Source organism: Streptomyces sp. NPDC048111 (genome assembly GCF_043202815.1).
In the GTDB taxonomy this organism is placed as follows: domain Bacteria; phylum Actinomycetota; class Actinomycetes; order Streptomycetales; family Streptomycetaceae; genus Streptomyces.
In genome coordinates, this window is record NZ_JBIDBD010000006.1 from 57,388 (window position 1) to 74,491 (window position 17,104).

Genomic DNA, 17,104 nt, shown 5'->3' on the forward strand with positions numbered 1-17,104 from the left:
GCGGGTTCGCCCACCCGCCCACCCGCGCAGGGGGTTGGGTAGGCCCGGCCCCTGGGGCTCCGCCCCAGACCCCAGGGCGCTTGCCCACCCACCCACCCGTGACGGGCCCCGAGAAGTCGAGGCCTTGGGGCTGCGCCCCAAACCCCCCAGGGGTTGCCCACCTGCCCGTGCAGCGGGTGGGAGGGTGCCCTTCTGGGGCTGCGCCCCAGACCCCCAGGGGGCTGCCCACCCACCCGCCCGTGCAGCGGGTTGCAAGGTGCCTGGCCCCGGGGCTGCGCCCCAGACCCCCCGAGGGGCTCCGCCCCTCGAACCCCGGCGGGGGGCTCCGCCCCCTGCACCCCCACGCGGGGGCTCCGCCCCCAGCACCCCTCTCGGGGGCTCCGCCCCCGGACCCCCCTTCACGCCTGAACGGCGCTCGTCCTCAAACGCCGGACGGGCTAGGGATACGCATGCTGGCCCGCACCGATGCGGTTAGGGGCGCGGGGAACTGCGCGAGAAGCGACCACGGCCCGCACACGACCGGGGGTTGAAGGGGCGCGGGGAACTGCGCGACCAACCACGCACGGTCCGCACGTCACCGGGGGTTGGGGGCGCGAGGAACTGCGCAAAGCAGGCCGGAACCCCCATGCGGGCCGGCACCAGCCCCCCAGGGGCGCGAGGAACTGCGCCAGGCAGGCAGGAATAGACATGCGGGCCGGCACCAGCCCTGCCAGGGGGCGCGGGGAACTGCGCGAGAAGCGACCACGGTCCGCACACGACCAGCGTTGCCAGGGGCGCGAGGAACTGCGCAAAAGGGCCCAGGATCAGGCCGCCTCCCCGAACAGCACCCTCTCCACACCCCCATAACTCCCCCCGAACTCCGCAAGCACCTCCCCCACAACCCCCGGCACCACCATCAGCGCCAGCAGCAAATGCTCATCCCCGATGAACTTCTGCTTCCGCCCCAGCGCCACCCGCAACGCCCTCTCCAGAACCCCCTTCGCCCCCTTCGTGAAGGACGGCCGCCGCAGGGCCCGCGCCTTACCGGCCGGCGCCCCGACCGTCAGCGCACCCGGCCCGTGCGCCTCCTCCACCCTCGCGACGATCTCGTCGACGGAGATCCCGATCCCCGCCAGCGCATCGGCGTCCGCCTTGGACATGCCTCCCCGGCGCCGTGCCGCCCCCAACTCGGCGACGAGTTCGGCGCGGTGGTCCGTGACGCCGAGGGAGGCCAGCGCGAAGGCCGCCTTGCTGTCCTCGCGGTCGAGGAGGGAGAGGAGCAGGTGCTCCTCCGTCACCACGGGCGACCCCGCCCGCGCAGCGTGCTCGACGGCGCCCACCACCACCCCGCGGGCGTTCACCGTGAATCGCTCGAACATCAAGCCCTCCCGTGCTTCTTGTGGACCGCCTGACGGCTGACCCCCAGCTCTGCGGCGATCTCCTGCCAGGACCAACCCTGGTTACGGGCACTCCGTACCTGTACTGATTCGAGCTGTTCCAGCAGCCGTCGCAGCGCGGCGACGGCTCGCAGTCCGACCCTCGGGTCGCGGTCGCCGGCTCGTGCGGCGAGATCGGTGGCCTCGGTCATGGTTGTCAACGTACATTGACAACGAACACCCGTCAACCCTGGTTGACACAACGGCCGCACGGAACCGCCTACGGAACCGCCCACGGAACTACCTACGGAAATGGGCGAACCCAAGTTGGGGACGGACAAAATACTCGACAACCAAATAAAGACACCAATGCCGGAAACAGACCTTTAAGGCCACCCCGTTGCAAGGCCCCGAGCAGCCTCCGCAACCTCCGCAACCTCCGCAGCACTCCGCGACGCCCCACACAAAAGGGCCCGACCGGCCCGACCCAACAAAAAGGGCCGCGGCCCCCGCACGCGCATTCACCCTCCGCACGCACCCGGAACCGCGACCCCGAAAAGGCCGGCCACCCACAGCCGGCCGGCCCTCCCCCTCACCCCACCGAAAGAACGACCTTCCCGAACAGGTCCCCCGACGCCACCTTCTCGAAGCCCTCCCGCGCCCGGTCCAGCGGCAGCACCTCGTCGATGACGGGGCGTACGCCGGTCGCCGCGCAGAAGGCCAGCAGGTCCTCCAGCTCGTCCTTCGTGCCCATCGTCGAGCCGACCACCTTGAGCTCCAGGAAGAAGATCCGGGTCAGCTCGGCGTGTGCGGGGCGGTCGCCGCTCGTGGCGCCGGAGATGACCAGGGTGCCGCCGGGGCGCAGGGACTTGACCGAGTGGGACCACGTCGCGGCGCCCACCGTCTCGATCACCGCATCGACCCGCTGCGGCAGCCGCGCGCCGGGCTCGTAGGCGTCGACCGCGCCGAGCTCCACGGCCCGCTCGCGCTTGTGCTCGTCCCGGCTGGTGGCGAAGACCCGCAGGCCCGCCGCCTTGCCGAGGACGATCGCGGCGGTCGCCACGCCGCCGCCCGCGCCCTGCACCAGGACCGAATCCCCGGGCCGCACACCGGCGTTGGTGAACAGCATCCGGTACGCGGTCAGCCACGCGGTCGGCAGGCACGCGGCCTCCGCGAAGCTCATCCCCTTCGGCTTGGGCAGGACGTTCCAGGTGGGTACGGCGACCTGCTCGGCGAACGTGCCCTGGTACTTCTCGGTGAGGATCGAGCGGCCCTCCGCGGGGCCGACGCCGTGACCGGTCTGGCCGATCACCGAGTGCAGCACGACCTCGTTGCCGTCCCGGTCGACGCCGGCCGCGTCGCAGCCGAGGATCATCGGCAGCTTGTCCTCGCTGAGTCCGACCCCGCGCAGCGACCAGACGTCGTGGTGGTTGAGCGACGCGGCCCGTACGTCGATGAGGCTCCAGCCGGGGCGTGGCTCGGGGGCCGGGCGCTCCCCCAACTCAAGGCCGCTGAGCGGCTGGTCACGGTCGATGCGTGCGGCGTATGCGGCGAACATGGGCCTGACCCTAGGGCGCCCGGCCCGGCCGCCGGAACCTCCCACGGCTGTGACACCCCGCACGCCGGGACGGACCGCACACCGGAACGGGCCGCACACCGGAACGGGCCGCACACCCGGCGGACCACACACCAGGACAGGCCGCACACCAGGACGGGCCGGAAAAGCGCCGTGCCGGGCTCCCCCGAAGGAGAGCCCGGCACGGGACTGTACGACCACGCGCGTGCCTACCGGCGCGCCACACCCTCGGCGCGGGCGGCGGCGGCCACCGCGGCCGTCACGGCGGGGGCGACCCGCTCGTCGAACGGGGACGGGATGACGTAGTCCGCGGCGAGCTGATCGCCCACGACGTCGGCCAGCGCGTTCGCCGCGGCGATCTTCATGCCCTCGGTGATCCGCGAGGCGCGGACCTGGAGGGCGCCCGCGAAGATGCCCGGGAAGGCGAGGACGTTGTTGATCTGGTTCGGGTAGTCCGACCGGCCGGTGGCCACCACGGACGCGTACTTGTGCGCGATGTCGGGGTGCACCTCGGGGTTCGGGTTGGCCATCGCGAAGACGAAGGCGCCCGGCGCCATGGAGGCGACCGCGGGCTCGGGGACCGTACCGCCGGAGACGCCGATGAACACGTCGGCGCCGGCCAGCGCGGTTTCGAGCGAGCCGCTCAGACCGGCCTTGTTGGTGAGCTCGGCCAGCTCGCGCTTGACGTCCGTCAGGTCCGTACGGTCGCTGCTGACGATGCCCTTGCGGTCGGCGACCGCCACGTCGCCGAGGCCCGCTTCGAGCAGGAACTTGGCGATGGCCACACCGGCCGCGCCGGCGCCCGAGATGACCGCGCGCAGCTCGCCGAGCGTGCGCCCGGTGAGCTGCGCGGCGTTGCGCAGGGCGGCCAGGGTGACCACGGCCGTGCCGTGCTGGTCGTCGTGGAAGACCGGGATGTCCAGGGCCTCCTGGAGCCGGCGCTCGATCTCGAAGCAGCGCGGGGCGGAGATGTCCTCCAGGTTCACCCCACCGAAGGACGGGGCGAGCCGGACGACGGTCTCGATGATCTCGTCCGTGTCCGTGGTCGCGAGCGCGATCGGAACCGCGTCGACGCCGCCGAACTGCTTGAAGAGGATCGCCTTCCCCTCCATGACCGGGAGGGAGGCCTCCGGGCCGATGTCTCCGAGCCCGAGCACCGCCGTACCGTCCGTCACGACGGCGACGACCTGCGACTTCCAGGTGTAGTCGTGGACCAGCTCGGGGTTCTCCGCAATCGCGCTGCACACCTTGGCGACGCCCGGCGTGTAGGCCAGGGACAGGTCGTCCTTGTCACGGATCGGCACGGTGGCCTGCACGGCCATCTTGCCGCCGCGGTGGAGCGCGAAGGCCGGGTCGAAGGGCTCGTCCGAACCCTCCGTGCTGCTGTCGCTGCGAGGATTGACGATCTCCGCTGCCATTGTGTTTACCCCTTAAGTCTTCATCAGTTGAGGGTGGCCACTCCTTGTTGAGGAGGGGTGGGCGGACCCGCGTACGTTCCCCGCTGAGGGCGGTTGGCCCGCCCCGCGGGGTGGAGGTACGTACGCGCGGGCGCGCCGCACACGCGCCCTGAGCCCCGGATGAGGGGTGTAAGGATCCTTCTTACCGGACAGAAGCGTCCGCCGACGAGTCCATAGTGGCCCAGCGTCCGTGCTCGGCCGCAAGCGGCCTCCGTGACGAGCCGCCACTCTTGGTGTGAAGTCACGACAAGTCGGCTACGCGGCATGAAAACTGTCCACACCGCGAGATGAACCGGAGATTCTCCGGTTGTCGGGGGCGCATTCCGCACATGGTCCGGCCAGGTGCGCCTTGCCGTATCGGCCTTATCGGGTTCGGGGGGTGACCCGTTATCCGATTTTGACATGGCTGCGACCCTGATTTCCGGGGTCCGAATGGCAAGATGCGACTTCACACGCGGTTCACACCGCGGTCGCGCCACCCGAGGATGCGTGCACGACCACATCCCAGGACCTGTGCGTTCTTCGCCGTTCGCACTCCATGGCCACTCCACTCAACACCTGCCGGAGGAACCCGACCATGACCGCAAGCACCACCCGTCGTACGACCGCCGCCAAGTCCCGGATTGCCGCGGTCGGCGCGATCGCGGTCGCGGGCGCCCTGCTGGTCACCGGCTGCGGTGACCAGACGAAGAAGGGCTCGGCCCCCGAGTCCTCGGGCGGGGCCTCCAAGTCCGCCCCGCTCTTCTCGAAGCTGCCCGCGAACATCCAGAAGGCCGGCGTGATCAAGGTGGGGACGGACGCCACGTACGCCCCCATGGAGTTCAAGCAGGGCGAGACCATCGTCGGTATCGACCCGGACATCGCCGCGGCCCTCGGCAAGCAGCTCGGCGTGAAGTTCGAGTTCACCAGCGGCACCTTCGACACCCTCCTCGGCGCGCTGCCGACCGGCCGCTACGACGCGGTCATGTCCTCGGTCAGCGACACCAAGGCCCGCCAGGAGGGCCTCGACAAGGACGGCAAGAAGACCGGTACGGGCGTCGACTTCGTCGACTACTACACCGCGAGCACCGGCATCCTGGTCAAGAAGGGCAACCCGGAGGGCATCAAGTCCACCGAGGACCTGTGCGGCAAGAAGATCGCCGTGCAGCGCGGCACCACGTACGAGCAGGCCGCCAAGGACCTCGCCGCCAAGTGCAAGGCGGACGGCAAGGGCGAGCTGAGCTTCGAGCCGTACGCCACCGACGCCGAGGCGCAGACCCGCGTCAAGGCCGGCGGCGCGGTGGCCGACCTGAACGACTCCCCGGTGGCCGCGTACATCGCGAAGACCGCGGGCGGCGGCGCCGACTTCGAGGCGGTCGCCAACAAGTCGGACGCGGGCCCGTTCGGCATCGCGGTGGACAAGAAGAACACCCAGCTGCGGGACGCCCTCTCGGCCGCGCTCGACGCGATCATCGCGGACGGTACGTACAAGACGGCCATCGACAAGTGGGGCGGCGCGCAGGGCGCCGTCACCAAGGCAGCCATCAACGGCGGCTCCTGACCCGCGCACCACTGAAGGGCAGTCGCTGTGACTGACAAGCTCGACAAGACTCCGGGCCCGGCCGACGCCGCCCCGGAGCAGGTTCCACCGGACGTCATCCGGGCCATTCCGGTGCGCCACTACGGGCGCTGGATCAGCGCCGTGGTCGTCGTGGCCGTGCTCGGCGCGCTGGCGTACGCGTTCGCCCAGGGCAATGTGCGCTGGGCGACCGTCACGGACAAGCTGTTCGACCCCAGCATCCTGACCGGCCTGTGGCACACCGTGCTCATCAGCGTCGTCTCGATGGCCGTGGGTCTGATCCTCGGTGTGCTGTTCGCCGTGATGCGGCTCTCGAAGAACCCGGTGACCAGCTCGGTCGCCTGGCTGTACATCTGGTTCTTCCGCGGCACCCCGGTCTACGTACAGCTGCTCATCTGGTTCAACCTGGCGCTGATCTTCCCGATCCTGAACCTCGGGTTCTACAAGGACTACATGACCGCGGTCATGACTCCGTTCCTCGCCGCCCTGCTCGGCCTCGGCCTGAACGAGGGCGCCTACATGGCGGAGATCGTCCGGGCCGGCATCCAGTCGGTGGACGAGGGCCAGACCGAGGCCTCGCACGCGCTCGGCATGACCCAGATGCAGACCATGCGCCGGGTGGTGCTCCCCCAGTCGATGCGGGTGATCATCCCGCCGACGGGCAACGAGTTCATCAACATGCTCAAGACCTCGTCCCTGGTCGTCGCCGTCCAGTACCAGGACCTGCTGCGCAGCGCCCAGGACGTGGCCGCGACCTCGTTCGCGGTGATGGAGATGCTCTTCGTCGCCTCGATCTGGTACCTGGCCCTGACCAGCGTGTTCAGCGTCGGCCAGTACTACCTGGAGCGCCGTTTCGCCCGCGGTTCGCTGCGCGCCCTGCCGCCCACGCCGCTGGAGCGCATCAAGTCGAACCTGCTCTCCCTCTCCAACTGGCGGCGGTGACCCCATGACTGCACAACCGATGGTCAAGGCGGAGGGCGTCCACAAGTCGTTCGGCCCCGCCCACATCCTCAAGGGCATCGACCTGGAGGTGGCCGAGGGCGAGGTGTTCTGCCTGATCGGTCCCTCCGGCTCCGGCAAGTCCACCTTCCTGCGGTGCATCAACCACCTGGAGCAGATCAACGCCGGGCGTCTTTACGTCGACGGCGATCTGGTCGGGTACCGCCAGAAGGGCGACAAGCTGTACGAGCTGAAGGACAGCGAAGTCGCCCTGAAGCGGCGGGACATCGGCATGGTCTTCCAGCGCTTCAACCTGTTCCCGCACATGACGGCCGTCGAGAACGTCATGGAGGCGCCGGTCCAGGTCAAGCGCGAGTCCAAGGCGGTGGCCCGCGAGCGGGCACTGAAGCTGCTCGACCGCGTCGGCCTCGCCGACAAGGCGGGCAACTACCCCTCGCAGCTCTCCGGCGGCCAGCAGCAGCGCGTGGCCATCGCCCGCGCGCTGGCGATGCAGCCGAAGCTGATGCTCTTCGACGAGCCGACGTCCGCGCTCGACCCCGAGCTGGTCGGCGACGTCCTGGACGTCATGCGGGGCCTGGCCGAGGACGGCATGACGATGATCGTGGTCACCCACGAGATGGGCTTCGCGCGCGAGGTCGGCGACTCGCTGGTGTTCATGGACGACGGCGTGGTGGTCGAAGCCGGCAACCCGCGTGACGTCCTGACGAACCCTCAGCACGACCGGACGAAGTCGTTCCTGTCGAAGGTGCTGTAACGCCGGGCGTTTAGTGAGCGGGGTAACTCCCGTCGCGGTAAGGGGGGTTGCGGGTTCGGTTCCGCAACCCCCCTTACCCGTACGCCACTTGTGGGCTCTCGGACGTGGCGCGAGCCTGCCGGCGCCTACTTGAGGGCGAGGAGCAGCGTGTCCGACGGCGAGGCCCAGACCGGCCTGGCCTCGGCGAAGCCGGCGGCCCTCAGGGTGGCGGCGTGCCAGGACGCGGAGGGCATGTCGCCGTCGGCGTGCTCGCCGTAGATCTTGTACCGCTCGGCGGTGGGCCCCGCGAGCACCGCGTCCTGGGCGGCCAGCGCCCACCAGTCGGCCCAGTCGAGGGCGCCCCGCTCCTTCGCGTTGTCCATCCGGGCATGCCGGTGGGCGCGCTCGGCCGCGTTGATGCGGGGCGTGCCGGGGTCGATCATGTGGTCGGCGTTCATGAACACCCCGCCGTCGCGAACGAGCCCGGCGACCTGCCCGTAGAGCGCCGCCAGCGGCTCGCTGTGCAGCCAGTGGAGTGCGGTGGCGGTGAGTACGGCGTCGTAGTCGTCGTAGGGGAGCGCCTCCACCCAGCGGGGGTCCTTGAGGTCGGCGGTCACGAAGGTGACCCGGCCGTCGCCGGCGAAGGTTCCCTCGGCGATGGCCAGGAGCGCGGGGTCCAGGTCCACTCCGGTGCTCACCGCGTCCGGGAAGCGCCTGAGGAGGCGGTCCGTGATGCTCCCCGTACCGCACGCGAGGTCGAGCACGCGCGGTGCGGGTCCGACGCAGGCCTCGACCATGTCGAGCATGACCCGGAAGCGTTCCTCGCGGTCCGGCATGTACCACTCCTGCTGCCGGTCCCAGCTGTCCTGCCAGGCCCGCCAGGACTCCGGCGCGCCCACCGCCGCCCCGGCTCCCGCGCCCGCCGGGGTCCCCGTACTCGTCTCCGTGCTCGCGTCCGTCACCGGAAGTCCTCCTCGGGAGCCACTCTGTAATACCCTCGAAGGGTACCCAGCCGTTACCAGAATCCCTCCCGACCCTAGACCGCCGCCGTAAGGACTACAAGTGGAACTGGCCTATTACTCGGACTACGCCGTCCGCCTGGTCAACACCGAGGAGCCGGCCCGCAACAAAGACTCCCTGACTTCGGTCGACGCGGTGCGGGAACTGTTCGGGGGGAACAAGTCGGCGGCCCGCAGGGCCACGGACGCGGACGTGACCCGCTTCCGTTCGGTGCGGGCCCGGCTGCGGGCGGTCTTCGAGGCGGCCGACGGGGGCGAGGAGGTCCGGGCGGTGGACCTGCTCAACTCGCTGCTCCTCGAATTCCCGGTCAGCCCCCAGGTGTCGGGCCACGAGCACCGCGACGAGGACGGCCGCCCGCTGTGGCACATGCACCTCGCCGACCACCCGTCGAACGCCACGGCCGGCTACGCGGCGATCGCCTCCATGGGCCTCGCCTTCCACCTCACCGAGTACGGCGTGGACCGGCTCGGCCTGTGCCAGGCCGCACCCTGCCGCAACGCCTATCTCGACACCTCGACCAACCGCTCGCGCCGCTACTGCTCGGACCGCTGCGCGACCCGGGCCAACGTGGCCGCCTACCGGGCCCGCAAGCGCCTGGAGACCGAACGGTCGGAGAGCACCGGCCGCACCGAGGACACCACCCAGGACGCCACGTAGCCGAAGGTGCGCCGGCGCCCGGCCGTCATCGGCCGGTACCGCCCGCGCACCCGGCCGAGCACCAGCTCGACCGGCACCGCGCCGAAGGCCCGGCTGTCCACCACCTCGTCGTCCGTGTTGTCGCCCAGCACCCACCAGCCGCCCTCGCGCAGCTCCATGAGCCGCTTGACGACGAGCAGGTCCTGTTGCAGAGGGTGGCGCAGCACGGCCACGTCGCCGACCCTGAGCTCCGCCCCGTAGTGCACGAGCAGCTGGTCCCCGTGCAGCAGCGTGGGAACCATCGAGGTCCCCAGCACCTCGGCGATCCCCAACGGCACCTTCGGCTCCCGCCCCTCATCCGTCATACGACACCCACCTCCCGGCCACCGGCACCCCGCCGCCACTCCCACGGTACGTTCCGCCACGAGTCCCGGGACCACCCTGGACTTTTGACCTAGGCCATGGGGGCACCCGCGAAATCCCGTCTCTCACCGAGTAATGTCCCACCTGAGAAGACGATCACGAGGAAGGACAGCTCAATGCTTTCCCGCCTGTTTGCCCCCAAGGTGAAGGTCAGCGCGCACTGCGACCTGCCCTGTGGTGTGTACGACCCGGCCCAGGCCCGCATCGAGGCGGAGTCGGTCAAGGCCGTACAGGAAAAGTTCCAGGCCAACGAGGACGCGCACTTCCGTGCCCGTGCCGTGGTCATCAAGGAGCAGCGCGCGGAGCTCGCCAAGCACCACGTGTCGGTGCTGTGGAGCGACTACTTCAAGCCGCCGCACTTCGAGAAGTACCCGGAGCTGCACCAGCTGGTCAACGACACCCTGAAGGCCCTTTCGGCCGCCAAGGCGTCGACCGACCCGGCGACCGGCCAGAAGGCGCTCGACCTCATTGCCGAGATCGACCGCATCTTCTGGGAGACCAAGAAGGCCTGATCCCCGATCAGGCCGCCGTCCCGCCCCCGCGCGGGACACGCCACCCCAGCCCGCACCCGCCCCCCGGGCCGCCTAATCTCGGCGACCGCAGGGGGGCGGGTGCGGTTTGCGTTGGGGGCCGTCACTGGCCCCGGGCTACGGTCTCAACGCTCGACGTCAATTCCGTTCGGCCGATCGGTCCTGACTCTCCGCCCTTCCACCCACGCGCGGACCTCAACCAAGTGCCGCTCCTGCAGCCCGGCATGAGAATCGGGCTGGACAAGCAAGGTAGGCGTACCGCGAGCATCCCGTTCAGCGGCCCATGCGCGGTCGAGGTGGGTGAAGTCGTCGTCGATCCAGACGGCGGGAGCCCCTGCCAGCCAGGCATCGACATGGTCTCGCTTCCAGAGGTATCCGTTGGGGTGGCTGGTAGCGATCTGTGGATGCGGCAGGTCGATGTACGGCAGGGCCGGGAGGCCCAGGAGGGGGCCGATGAGCCTGGTGGCGTCCTGCCTCCAACTGGTGCACCAAATAGGGGTGACCAGGCCCGTGCGGATCACGTCCATGAGTAGTCGGCCATGGTCACGGCGGAGCCAGACGGTGACCGGGCTGTCGGCGCTGCGGCCGGCGGGGACGACGTCGTGGCAGGTATGGGTGGCCGGGGTCGAGCCGTGCTCGTCAGGGAAGGGTATGAGGACGCCGTCGATGTCAAGGAGCAGGTAGGGCGGGCGCATCGGTCCTCCACAGGCCGGATGAACGCAGCTGTCAGCGCCTGCGGGCGCGGATCAGCAGGGTGGTGGGCCAGTGGCCCATGCGGGGGTCGTGGTACTCCTGGGCCGACGTGAGTCGGAAACCGGCCCGGCTGAGGTGCTTCTCCCAGCGCTCGATACCGAACTCCCAGCGGGCGATGGGGAGTTGGATACGGTCGGGAAGGGTGACGTGGTCGCGTCGGGGCCGGTCGTCACCGGAGGGGCTTCGGCCGCCGCGCTGCGGGTGGGGGACGGAGAAGGCGAGCACTCGTCCGGGCGTGACGTGCTGGGCGATGGCTGGGAGCAGGAGCTCGGGGGCGACGAGGCCGACGGCGCCGAAGACGGAGTAGATCGCGTCGAACTGCTCGTCGGAGGCGTGCAGGTAGTGCAGGGCGTGGCCGGCGACGAAGGTGAGGTTGTTCAGCCGTCCGTAGTGGGAGCGGGCGCGGCGTACTTGGAGGCCGACCAGGTCGACGCCGGTGACGTGGGCACCGTGGCGGGTGGCGAGGTGGGCGGCGTTGTGGCCGGGGCCGCAGCCGAGTTCCAGTAGCCGCTTGCCTCGCAGGTCGGGGCCGAGGATCTCGGCTCCCGGCCCTTGGCCGGGCCTCGTGGTCCACTCCATCCGCGCAGGCACGGACAGGGGTTCGGCGAGTCCGGCGGCGGTGCGCTGGAGGGCGTGGGCGTGCCACGGGGAAACCTGGGCGAGCACGTCAGATCTCCAGGAGGTGGAGGACGTCGGTGAGGTGGCGGCGGACTGCCTCGACGTAGGCGGGGTCGGTGGCCGGGTCGTTGATCCAGCGGATGGACTGCTCCATGAACCACTCGACGGCCCACATGCGGTGCCAGCCCAGGGCCCAGTTCTCGGCGGTCAGCCCGCCGCGCGGGGCGAGGGTGTCGGGGGTGCCGCCGGCGGTGACGTACTGCTCCAGTAAGACGCGCAGGCGCACGGGGCGCGGGGGCTCGATGGTGCCGTGCCAGCTGGCAAGGTCGAGCAGGCCAGGGCCGGTGAAGGCACGGGCGAAGTCGAGCAGCCGCCAGCCGCGCTCGCCGATGTGGAGGCTGGTGGGGTGGAACTCGGAGTGCACCCAGCCGAACGGTCCCAGGGTCGCTCCGGCCGAGCGGGCCTCAGCGGCCCGGGCGATACGGTCGAGCGCGTCCTCGACGTCGTCGGCGTCCTGCCACCGGTCGGCCTTGCGCAGCCGCTCGAGATGCTCCAGCGCCCGGGCCGGGAGCGTCCGCAGCCGCTCCTGGTCGAGGACGGGCAAGGGCGGAGCCATACGGGTGCCGTGCAGCATCACGGCCGCGGCGACGCCGTCGAGGTCGCCGGCCTCGCGGACGGACGGCCCGAGGTCCTCCATGAGCATGCCGAGCCAGCCGTCCAGGACGGCGGAGGCGTGAATCCGGGGGACGGGTACGCCGAGGGTGTGGGCCAGGCGGAGGGCCTGGTCCTCGCTGTCAAAGGGCTTCTTGGCGTACTTGAAAATGGCCGTGGAGCCGTCCGGCAAGGTGACACGCTCGACTCCGGACATGGACCACACACGTACCGCCTCACGGGCGGCGGTGATCTGGCCGGTCGCGGTGAGCAGGTTGTCGAGGAGTTCGGCGCTGGGGTTCGGGGTCATGTGAAAGCTCCGAGAGATGGTGGCGTCCGGGGCGGGCTGGGGAGGCCGGCCCGCCCCGGAGCCTGATCGGGTGGGCTACGCGGCGGGGTTCACGCGGTGGGCGTAGATCCGCTCGATCCAGCCCGCCTTGAACGCGGCGAGGTCGTCACGGAACCTGGCCATCGAGGCACCGTAGGGCGCGACCACGCCGCCGGACTGGTCCGGCACGGACTGGCAGCCGTGCACAAGTCGGCCGCCGAGCGCAGCGTGCGCCTTGATGGACTCGATCCGGCGGTGCTCGTTGAACCAGCCGCCGTGGTAGACCTCGTCGAGCATCCCGCCCATCTCGTCGTCCAGGTCGAAGACGACGGAGGTGGCGGCGGGGAAGAACCAGCACGGGCCGACGTTGGAGATGTACCCGTCCAGCTCGACCTTGTTGAGCGCCATGAGCGTGGCCGCCTCGCGGAGCATCCGCAGGTGGTCGGCGGTGATCTGCGGCAGGCCGAGGCCGGCCAGGTGCTCCTCGCGGAAGAGGCACGCGTACACCTCGTACGCGGTGGCCAGGACGCGGGCCGCGTCGGACGTGGACTCGCTGTGCTGCTTGATGAAGTCGAGCGCGAGCTGCTCGACCGCGCTTTCGGTCGTCTCGTCCACGTCCAGGAGCTGGGACTTGACCAGCTCCCAGTCGGCGACGAGCCAGGTGTTCGACTCGAAGCGGAAGAAGTACTCGGCCGGGTCGATCGTGATGCGCCGGCCGTCGACCTGAATGCCGGGCAGGCGGTTCCAGCGCGGGTCGAACGCCTCGGGCAGTTCGACCGTGATGGCCGTGGTGTCGATGGTGGTCACCGTGTCTCCGTCTCTGATCGTCCGGGTGCGGGCACAGGAATGCCCGAACCCAGCGGGGGTGTACGGAACTTCGGGGTGCCGCCCGGACCAAGGGGGAGCCTGGATCACGGTCACGCCGTTCCGGGCGGCTGCTGATAAGTGAACCGTTGGTCACGCTCAGTGGGTACGGTGGTGGGCAGCTGAAGTGGTATACGCGGTTTACAGCTCCAGGGCGGAGGCGATCGTGGCGGCGAAGCGAGACCCCAACTCCCGCCTGCGCGACGCCATCGACGCGGTCGGCTGCACCTACGAAGCCCTCGCCAGAGACGTACGGCGCATCGCCGCCGAGAACGGCGAGATCCTCCAGACCAACAAGTCGGCCATCTCCCACTGGGTGAACGGCACCCGTGCCCCGTCGGGCCGAGTAGGCCAGTACCTCGCCGAAGCGCTGTCCCGCCGAGCGGGGCGCACGATCACCCAGACCGAGATCGGCCTCCAAGCCAGCGATGCCGAAACGCCGGCGGAATCCGACCCCGTCCTCGCCGCCACCGACCTGGGCCGCGCCGACGTCGAGCGCCGCCGCTTCCTCGCCATCGCGGCCTTCACCACCGCCGGCGTCGCCATGCCACTCGGCTACGACCACGAAGCCACTGCCCGCATGCTCCGCGCCCGCACCGGCACGTCCTTGGCGGGCGCAACGGACTTGGACGTCGTACGGCAGATCACGTCAGCCTTCAGCGCCGCCGACGAGCGCCTCGGCGGCGGGCACGGCCTGACTACCGTCACCGCATACCTAGCCGACACGGCCGCCCCCATGTTGCGCGGACGTTTCATCAATGAGGCCTTACGCCGGGCCGCCTTCGGCGCCGTCGCCGAACTCGCCTACCTCGCAGGGTGGAAGCACCACGACCTCGGCCAGGAAGGTGCCGCCCAGCGCTACTACCAGGTCGGCTACAAGCTCGCCTGCGAAGCCGACCCCCACGGCCACGCCGCCTGGATGATGCGCGCCCTCGCCCACCAGGCCCTCAGCCTCAAACAGCCCCATCATTGCGTCGACCTCGTCGAAGGCGCCCTCCGCACAGGTCTCGGCCACGTCGACGGCCAGACCGAGGCCCTCCTCCACATCACCCACGCCCGCGCCTACGCCGCCACCGACGAGAATTCGTCGGCCACACGCGCCCTGCTCGCCGCCGAGGACGCCCTCCTCCGTGACGACGGCCCTCAGCCCAGCTACTCCCGCGTGAGCGGCCCGGCCGCCGGCACCGTGGCCAGCCACACCGCCCGCACTCTGACCGACCTCGCGGACCACATCGGCACCGAACAGCAGCACCGCGACGCCCTCACCCGCTGGGACCCCGAGAAGTACAAGCGCGTCCACGCCCTCACCCACGCCGACCTCGGCGACAGCCTCGCCGCTCAGGCCCGCGCAGACGAGGCCGTCGCCGCCTGGACCCAGGCCCTGGTCCTCATGGAGGGCATGACCTCCGACCGGACCCGTAAGGCAATCACCTCAATCCGCTCCACGCTCGCGGTCTACCAGCGCCGCCGCGTTCCCGGTGCCGCCGATCTCGCCCGCCGCGCCCGCGAGGCCCTCGCCTAACATGCCCAACAACCGCCCGACGAAGGGAACACCGTGACCCAGCAGGCCGACGACCAGCCGAAGGCCCTCAAGGCGGCGCTCGAATCGATGACCCTGCTGGTCGCCGCCGTCATCGTCCACGACGAGGCCACCAACCGCGTCGTCCTCCTCCAGCGCAGCGAGAACGCGAAGTTCGCCCAGGGGATGTGGGACCTGCCCGTCGGCAAGAGCGAGCCGGGCGAGCCCATCACGGAGACCGCCGTCCGCGAGCTGTACGAGGAGACTGGCCTCACAGTGAAGCCCGAGTCCCTCAAGGTCGCCCACATCATCCACGGAGCCTGGGGCGTCGAAGCCCCCAACGGCTTCCTCACGGTCGTCTTCGCCGCCCACGAATGGGCCGGAGAACCGGAGAACCGCGAACCGCACAAGCACTCCCAGGTCCGCTGGATCCGTACCGATGCCATCCCCGAGGCGTTCGTCGACACCACCGCCAATGCCCTCCACCGCTTTCTGACTAACGGAGCCCCAGTGTCGCTGGACGGATGGCAGTAGACGAGCGCAACTGGCGGTACGCCGGAGCGGCCCTCCCGCATCAAGCCGGGCACTTGTCTACCCGCCCTGGCCGGGCTTGCGGCGTCTCGCCGCCGACGGCCGTGTGCCCCGCGCGGGAGCAGCAGCCCGCACGCCGCCGAGGAGCCGTGATCCGATCGAGGAGGGCTACTAGCCCGGCGAGTCCAACCGAGCAGGTCGTGCTCATGTCATTGGCGCCGTTATCGGCACGGGGCTCCCATCCTGATCAGCACCCCGCTCGTGTCCGGGCTGGTGGTGTGAGCGGTCACATCGTGACTGCGGCTGATCGGGATGGCGAATCTCCATCAACGGCGTGGCGGCTACGAGCACAAGTGGCAGACGGGTCCCCGCCGCGAGTCATATAGAGGGCAAGTGTCATCAATTCCATTGCAGTTGATTCAATCGATCCGCATGACCCCTCCACGGCGAGCCGTATGCTCGGAGGCAAGGTGGGCCGTCCCGCAAAGCGATCGATGGTTCAATGACGCGACGAGTAGGGGGCAGGACAAATGAGTCCGCTGCAGCTCTCCATCACTGCAGCCCTCTGCATCTCCGGCATCGCCTTGCATATCTGGTCGTCCGCGCCAGACCGGGCAGGGCGGCAGCACTCTCTCCTGCTGCCGGTGAGCCTGTTGTACTCCCTGGCTGCAGCTCTCTTCCTGTTCTCCGCCTTTCCCGATTCGATGACTGAGGGCCGAGCCTTGGGCTTCGGGATCGGCGGGGCCGCCGGGTTCGCCGCCTTCTTCCTCCTGGCGTCGTTCACATGGCTCAGCAAGACCCGGCGTCTGGACGAGGTCTCGGCGCAGTTGAAGAAGGCGACTCGGGAGAACACCGCGCTACGCAGACAACTGTCGCAACAGCGACCAGCAGAGAACACTCCGCGGCCCACCCTGCAGTGCACCCGTTACGAGTTGCCGTTGCAGGGCTACCGGCGCCATCGCATCGGGATGGTCACCGGAAACGTCGCCAACGTGCTGGGGACGGACGTGTGGGTCAACTCCGAGAACACGCGGATGGAGATGTCACGCGTCGACGAGCCCACCCTCTCCGCGACGATCCGATACCACGGCGGCCGCCGGGACACAGCAGGCCATCTAGTGAACGACACGATCGCCCTGGAACTGGCCGAACGCATGGCGGGCCGTTCCCATGTGACGGCTGGCTCTGTGCTGGTCACGGGTCCGGGAGAGCTGCAGGAGAGCCACCAGGTCCGGCGCATCCTGCATGTCGCCTCCGTGGAGGGAGAACCCGGCTCGGGGTACCGGCAAGTCATGGACCTGGAGCGGTGCGTGCGCAACGTCCTCGCCGAGGTGGATCGGCTGGCCGCGGCCGGAGAGCCGCTGCGCTCGGTGGTGCTACCGCTTCTCGGGACCGGCGGCGGCAACAGCGACCTTGGCAAGACCGTGGACGCCCTGCTGGCCGCGACTGTGAGCTACTTCCGTTCCCACGCGGCATCGCGCATCCGCGTCGTCTATCTGCTCGCCTACACGGATGTGCAGGCCACCGTGTGCCGGGCGGCTCTCGACTCGGAGCCCGCCCTCTCGCCGGAGAGCGCGGGCTGACCACCCCGG

Annotated in this window: 18 protein-coding genes; 8 read left to right on the forward strand and 10 right to left on the reverse strand. The window is 70.0% G+C overall.

What is annotated here, in order from left to right; genetic code table 11:
• Positions 1-803: 803 nt before the first annotated feature.
• From ACGF3I_RS13465 to ACGF3I_RS13480, 4 genes are all read right to left on the reverse strand, one after another.
• Entirely contained in the window at positions 804-1,358 is a 555-nt protein-coding gene (locus ACGF3I_RS13465; protein ID WP_393131353.1) for a Clp protease N-terminal domain-containing protein, read from the reverse strand.
• Positions 1,358-1,567: a helix-turn-helix domain-containing protein gene (locus tag ACGF3I_RS13470; protein ID WP_393131355.1), complete on the reverse strand. Its 210-nt coding sequence runs from the start codon at positions 1,565-1,567 to the stop codon at positions 1,358-1,360. Before ACGF3I_RS13470 ends, ACGF3I_RS13465 begins: the two co-directional genes overlap by 1 nt.
• 380 nt (positions 1,568-1,947) lie before the next feature.
• A complete protein-coding gene (locus ACGF3I_RS13475) occupies positions 1,948-2,913 on the reverse strand; it encodes a zinc-binding dehydrogenase (protein WP_393131357.1) in 966 nt (321 codons plus the stop codon).
• Positions 2,914-3,140: 227 nt separating this feature from the next.
• Positions 3,141-4,349 carry an NADP-dependent malic enzyme gene (locus tag ACGF3I_RS13480; RefSeq protein ID WP_393131359.1) on the reverse strand — a complete coding sequence of 403 codons (1,209 nt, stop codon included), beginning with the start codon at positions 4,347-4,349 and terminating at the stop codon, positions 3,141-3,143.
• Positions 4,350-4,965: 616 nt separating this feature from the next.
• Here ACGF3I_RS13480 and ACGF3I_RS13485 point away from each other — a divergent pair.
• The 3 genes from ACGF3I_RS13485 to ACGF3I_RS13495 are packed head-to-tail and all read left to right on the forward strand — an operon-like array spanning position 4,966 to position 7,660.
• Entirely contained in the window at positions 4,966-5,928 is a 963-nt protein-coding gene (locus ACGF3I_RS13485) for an ABC transporter substrate-binding protein (RefSeq protein WP_393131361.1), read from the forward strand.
• Between the two features lie 27 nt (positions 5,929-5,955).
• Positions 5,956-6,888, forward strand: a complete 933-nt coding sequence (locus ACGF3I_RS13490; protein ID WP_393131363.1) for an amino acid ABC transporter permease — start codon at positions 5,956-5,958, stop codon at positions 6,886-6,888.
• A 4-nt stretch (positions 6,889-6,892) separates the two neighbouring features.
• The gene (locus tag ACGF3I_RS13495; RefSeq protein WP_053730660.1) at positions 6,893-7,660 is read left to right on the forward strand and encodes an amino acid ABC transporter ATP-binding protein; all 768 of its coding nucleotides are present in this window, start codon (positions 6,893-6,895) and stop codon (positions 7,658-7,660) included.
• A 125-nt stretch (positions 7,661-7,785) separates the two neighbouring features.
• Here the strand turns inward: ACGF3I_RS13495 and ACGF3I_RS13500 are convergent, their stop codons facing one another.
• Positions 7,786-8,538: a class I SAM-dependent methyltransferase gene (locus ACGF3I_RS13500; protein ID WP_393131760.1), complete on the reverse strand. Its 753-nt coding sequence runs from the start codon at positions 8,536-8,538 to the stop codon at positions 7,786-7,788.
• A 163-nt stretch (positions 8,539-8,701) separates the two neighbouring features.
• On the opposite strand from ACGF3I_RS13500, the gene ACGF3I_RS13505 reads away from it, so the two are divergent.
• Entirely contained in the window at positions 8,702-9,316 is a 615-nt protein-coding gene (locus ACGF3I_RS13505) for a CGNR zinc finger domain-containing protein (RefSeq protein ID WP_393131365.1), read from the forward strand.
• On the opposite strand, the gene sodX is transcribed toward ACGF3I_RS13505, so the two are convergent.
• Positions 9,235-9,660 carry a nickel-type superoxide dismutase maturation protease gene (gene sodX, locus ACGF3I_RS13510; RefSeq protein ID WP_393131367.1) on the reverse strand — a complete coding sequence of 142 codons (426 nt, stop codon included), beginning with the start codon at positions 9,658-9,660 and terminating at the stop codon, positions 9,235-9,237. The two genes, ACGF3I_RS13505 and sodX, sit on opposite strands and share 82 nt — an antisense overlap.
• Before the next feature lie 174 nt (positions 9,661-9,834).
• Here sodX and sodN point away from each other — a divergent pair, with 174 nt between their 5' ends.
• Positions 9,835-10,230 carry a superoxide dismutase, Ni gene (gene sodN / locus ACGF3I_RS13515; RefSeq protein WP_053730656.1) on the forward strand — a complete coding sequence of 132 codons (396 nt, stop codon included), beginning with the start codon at positions 9,835-9,837 and terminating at the stop codon, positions 10,228-10,230.
• Positions 10,231-10,373: 143 nt separating this feature from the next.
• On the opposite strand, the gene ACGF3I_RS13520 is transcribed toward sodN, so the two are convergent.
• The 4 genes from ACGF3I_RS13520 to ACGF3I_RS13535 form a co-directional block, all read right to left on the reverse strand.
• Positions 10,374-10,943, reverse strand: a complete 570-nt coding sequence (locus tag ACGF3I_RS13520; protein WP_393131369.1) for an HAD domain-containing protein — start codon at positions 10,941-10,943, stop codon at positions 10,374-10,376.
• 31 nt (positions 10,944-10,974) lie between these two features.
• On the reverse strand, positions 10,975-11,667 hold the full coding sequence (locus tag ACGF3I_RS13525) for a class I SAM-dependent methyltransferase (protein WP_393131371.1): 693 nt from the start codon (positions 11,665-11,667) through the stop codon (positions 10,975-10,977).
• Position 11,668: 1 nt separating this feature from the next.
• Complete coding sequence (locus tag ACGF3I_RS13530; RefSeq protein WP_393131373.1) at positions 11,669-12,580, reverse strand: aminoglycoside phosphotransferase family protein; 912 nt, start codon at positions 12,578-12,580, stop codon at positions 11,669-11,671.
• 75 nt (positions 12,581-12,655) lie between these two features.
• Positions 12,656-13,405 carry a hypothetical protein gene (locus ACGF3I_RS13535; protein WP_393131375.1) on the reverse strand — a complete coding sequence of 250 codons (750 nt, stop codon included), beginning with the start codon at positions 13,403-13,405 and terminating at the stop codon, positions 12,656-12,658.
• A gap of 223 nt (positions 13,406-13,628) precedes the next feature.
• On the opposite strand from ACGF3I_RS13535, the gene ACGF3I_RS13540 reads away from it, so the two are divergent.
• From ACGF3I_RS13540 to ACGF3I_RS13550, 3 genes are all read left to right on the forward strand, one after another.
• On the forward strand, positions 13,629-14,984 hold the full coding sequence (locus ACGF3I_RS13540) for a tetratricopeptide repeat protein (protein ID WP_393131377.1): 1,356 nt from the start codon (positions 13,629-13,631) through the stop codon (positions 14,982-14,984).
• 33 nt (positions 14,985-15,017) lie between these two features.
• Entirely contained in the window at positions 15,018-15,515 is a 498-nt protein-coding gene (locus tag ACGF3I_RS13545) for an NUDIX domain-containing protein (RefSeq protein WP_393131379.1), read from the forward strand.
• Positions 15,516-16,042: 527 nt separating this feature from the next.
• Positions 16,043-17,095 (forward strand): macro domain-containing protein, encoded by a 1,053-nt coding sequence (locus ACGF3I_RS13550; protein ID WP_393131381.1) that lies wholly within the window; start codon positions 16,043-16,045, stop codon positions 17,093-17,095.
• The last annotated feature ends 9 nt before the right edge of the window (positions 17,096-17,104 follow it).

Excerpts from the sequence above, each read along its gene's own strand:
- sodN (WP_053730656.1), top strand. The coding sequence starts at position 9,835 with ATGCTTTCCCGCCTGTTTGCCCCCAAGGTGAAGGTCAGCGCGCACTGC.
- ACGF3I_RS13475 (WP_393131357.1), bottom strand. The coding sequence starts at position 2,913 with ATGTTCGCCGCATACGCCGCACGCATCGACCGTGACCAGCCGCTCAGC.
- ACGF3I_RS13485 (WP_393131361.1), top strand. The coding sequence starts at position 4,966 with ATGACCGCAAGCACCACCCGTCGTACGACCGCCGCCAAGTCCCGGATT.
- ACGF3I_RS13550 (WP_393131381.1), top strand. The coding sequence starts at position 16,043 with ATGAGTCCGCTGCAGCTCTCCATCACTGCAGCCCTCTGCATCTCCGGC.
- ACGF3I_RS13480 (WP_393131359.1), bottom strand. The coding sequence starts at position 4,349 with ATGGCAGCGGAGATCGTCAATCCTCGCAGCGACAGCAGCACGGAGGGT.
- ACGF3I_RS13495 (WP_053730660.1), top strand. The coding sequence starts at position 6,893 with ATGACTGCACAACCGATGGTCAAGGCGGAGGGCGTCCACAAGTCGTTC.
- sodX (WP_393131367.1), bottom strand. The coding sequence starts at position 9,660 with ATGACGGATGAGGGGCGGGAGCCGAAGGTGCCGTTGGGGATCGCCGAG.
- ACGF3I_RS13530 (WP_393131373.1), bottom strand. The coding sequence starts at position 12,580 with ATGACCCCGAACCCCAGCGCCGAACTCCTCGACAACCTGCTCACCGCG.
- ACGF3I_RS13465 (WP_393131353.1), bottom strand. The coding sequence starts at position 1,358 with ATGTTCGAGCGATTCACGGTGAACGCCCGCGGGGTGGTGGTGGGCGCC.
- ACGF3I_RS13470 (WP_393131355.1), bottom strand. The coding sequence starts at position 1,567 with ATGACCGAGGCCACCGATCTCGCCGCACGAGCCGGCGACCGCGACCCG.
- ACGF3I_RS13520 (WP_393131369.1), bottom strand. The coding sequence starts at position 10,943 with ATGCGCCCGCCCTACCTGCTCCTTGACATCGACGGCGTCCTCATACCC.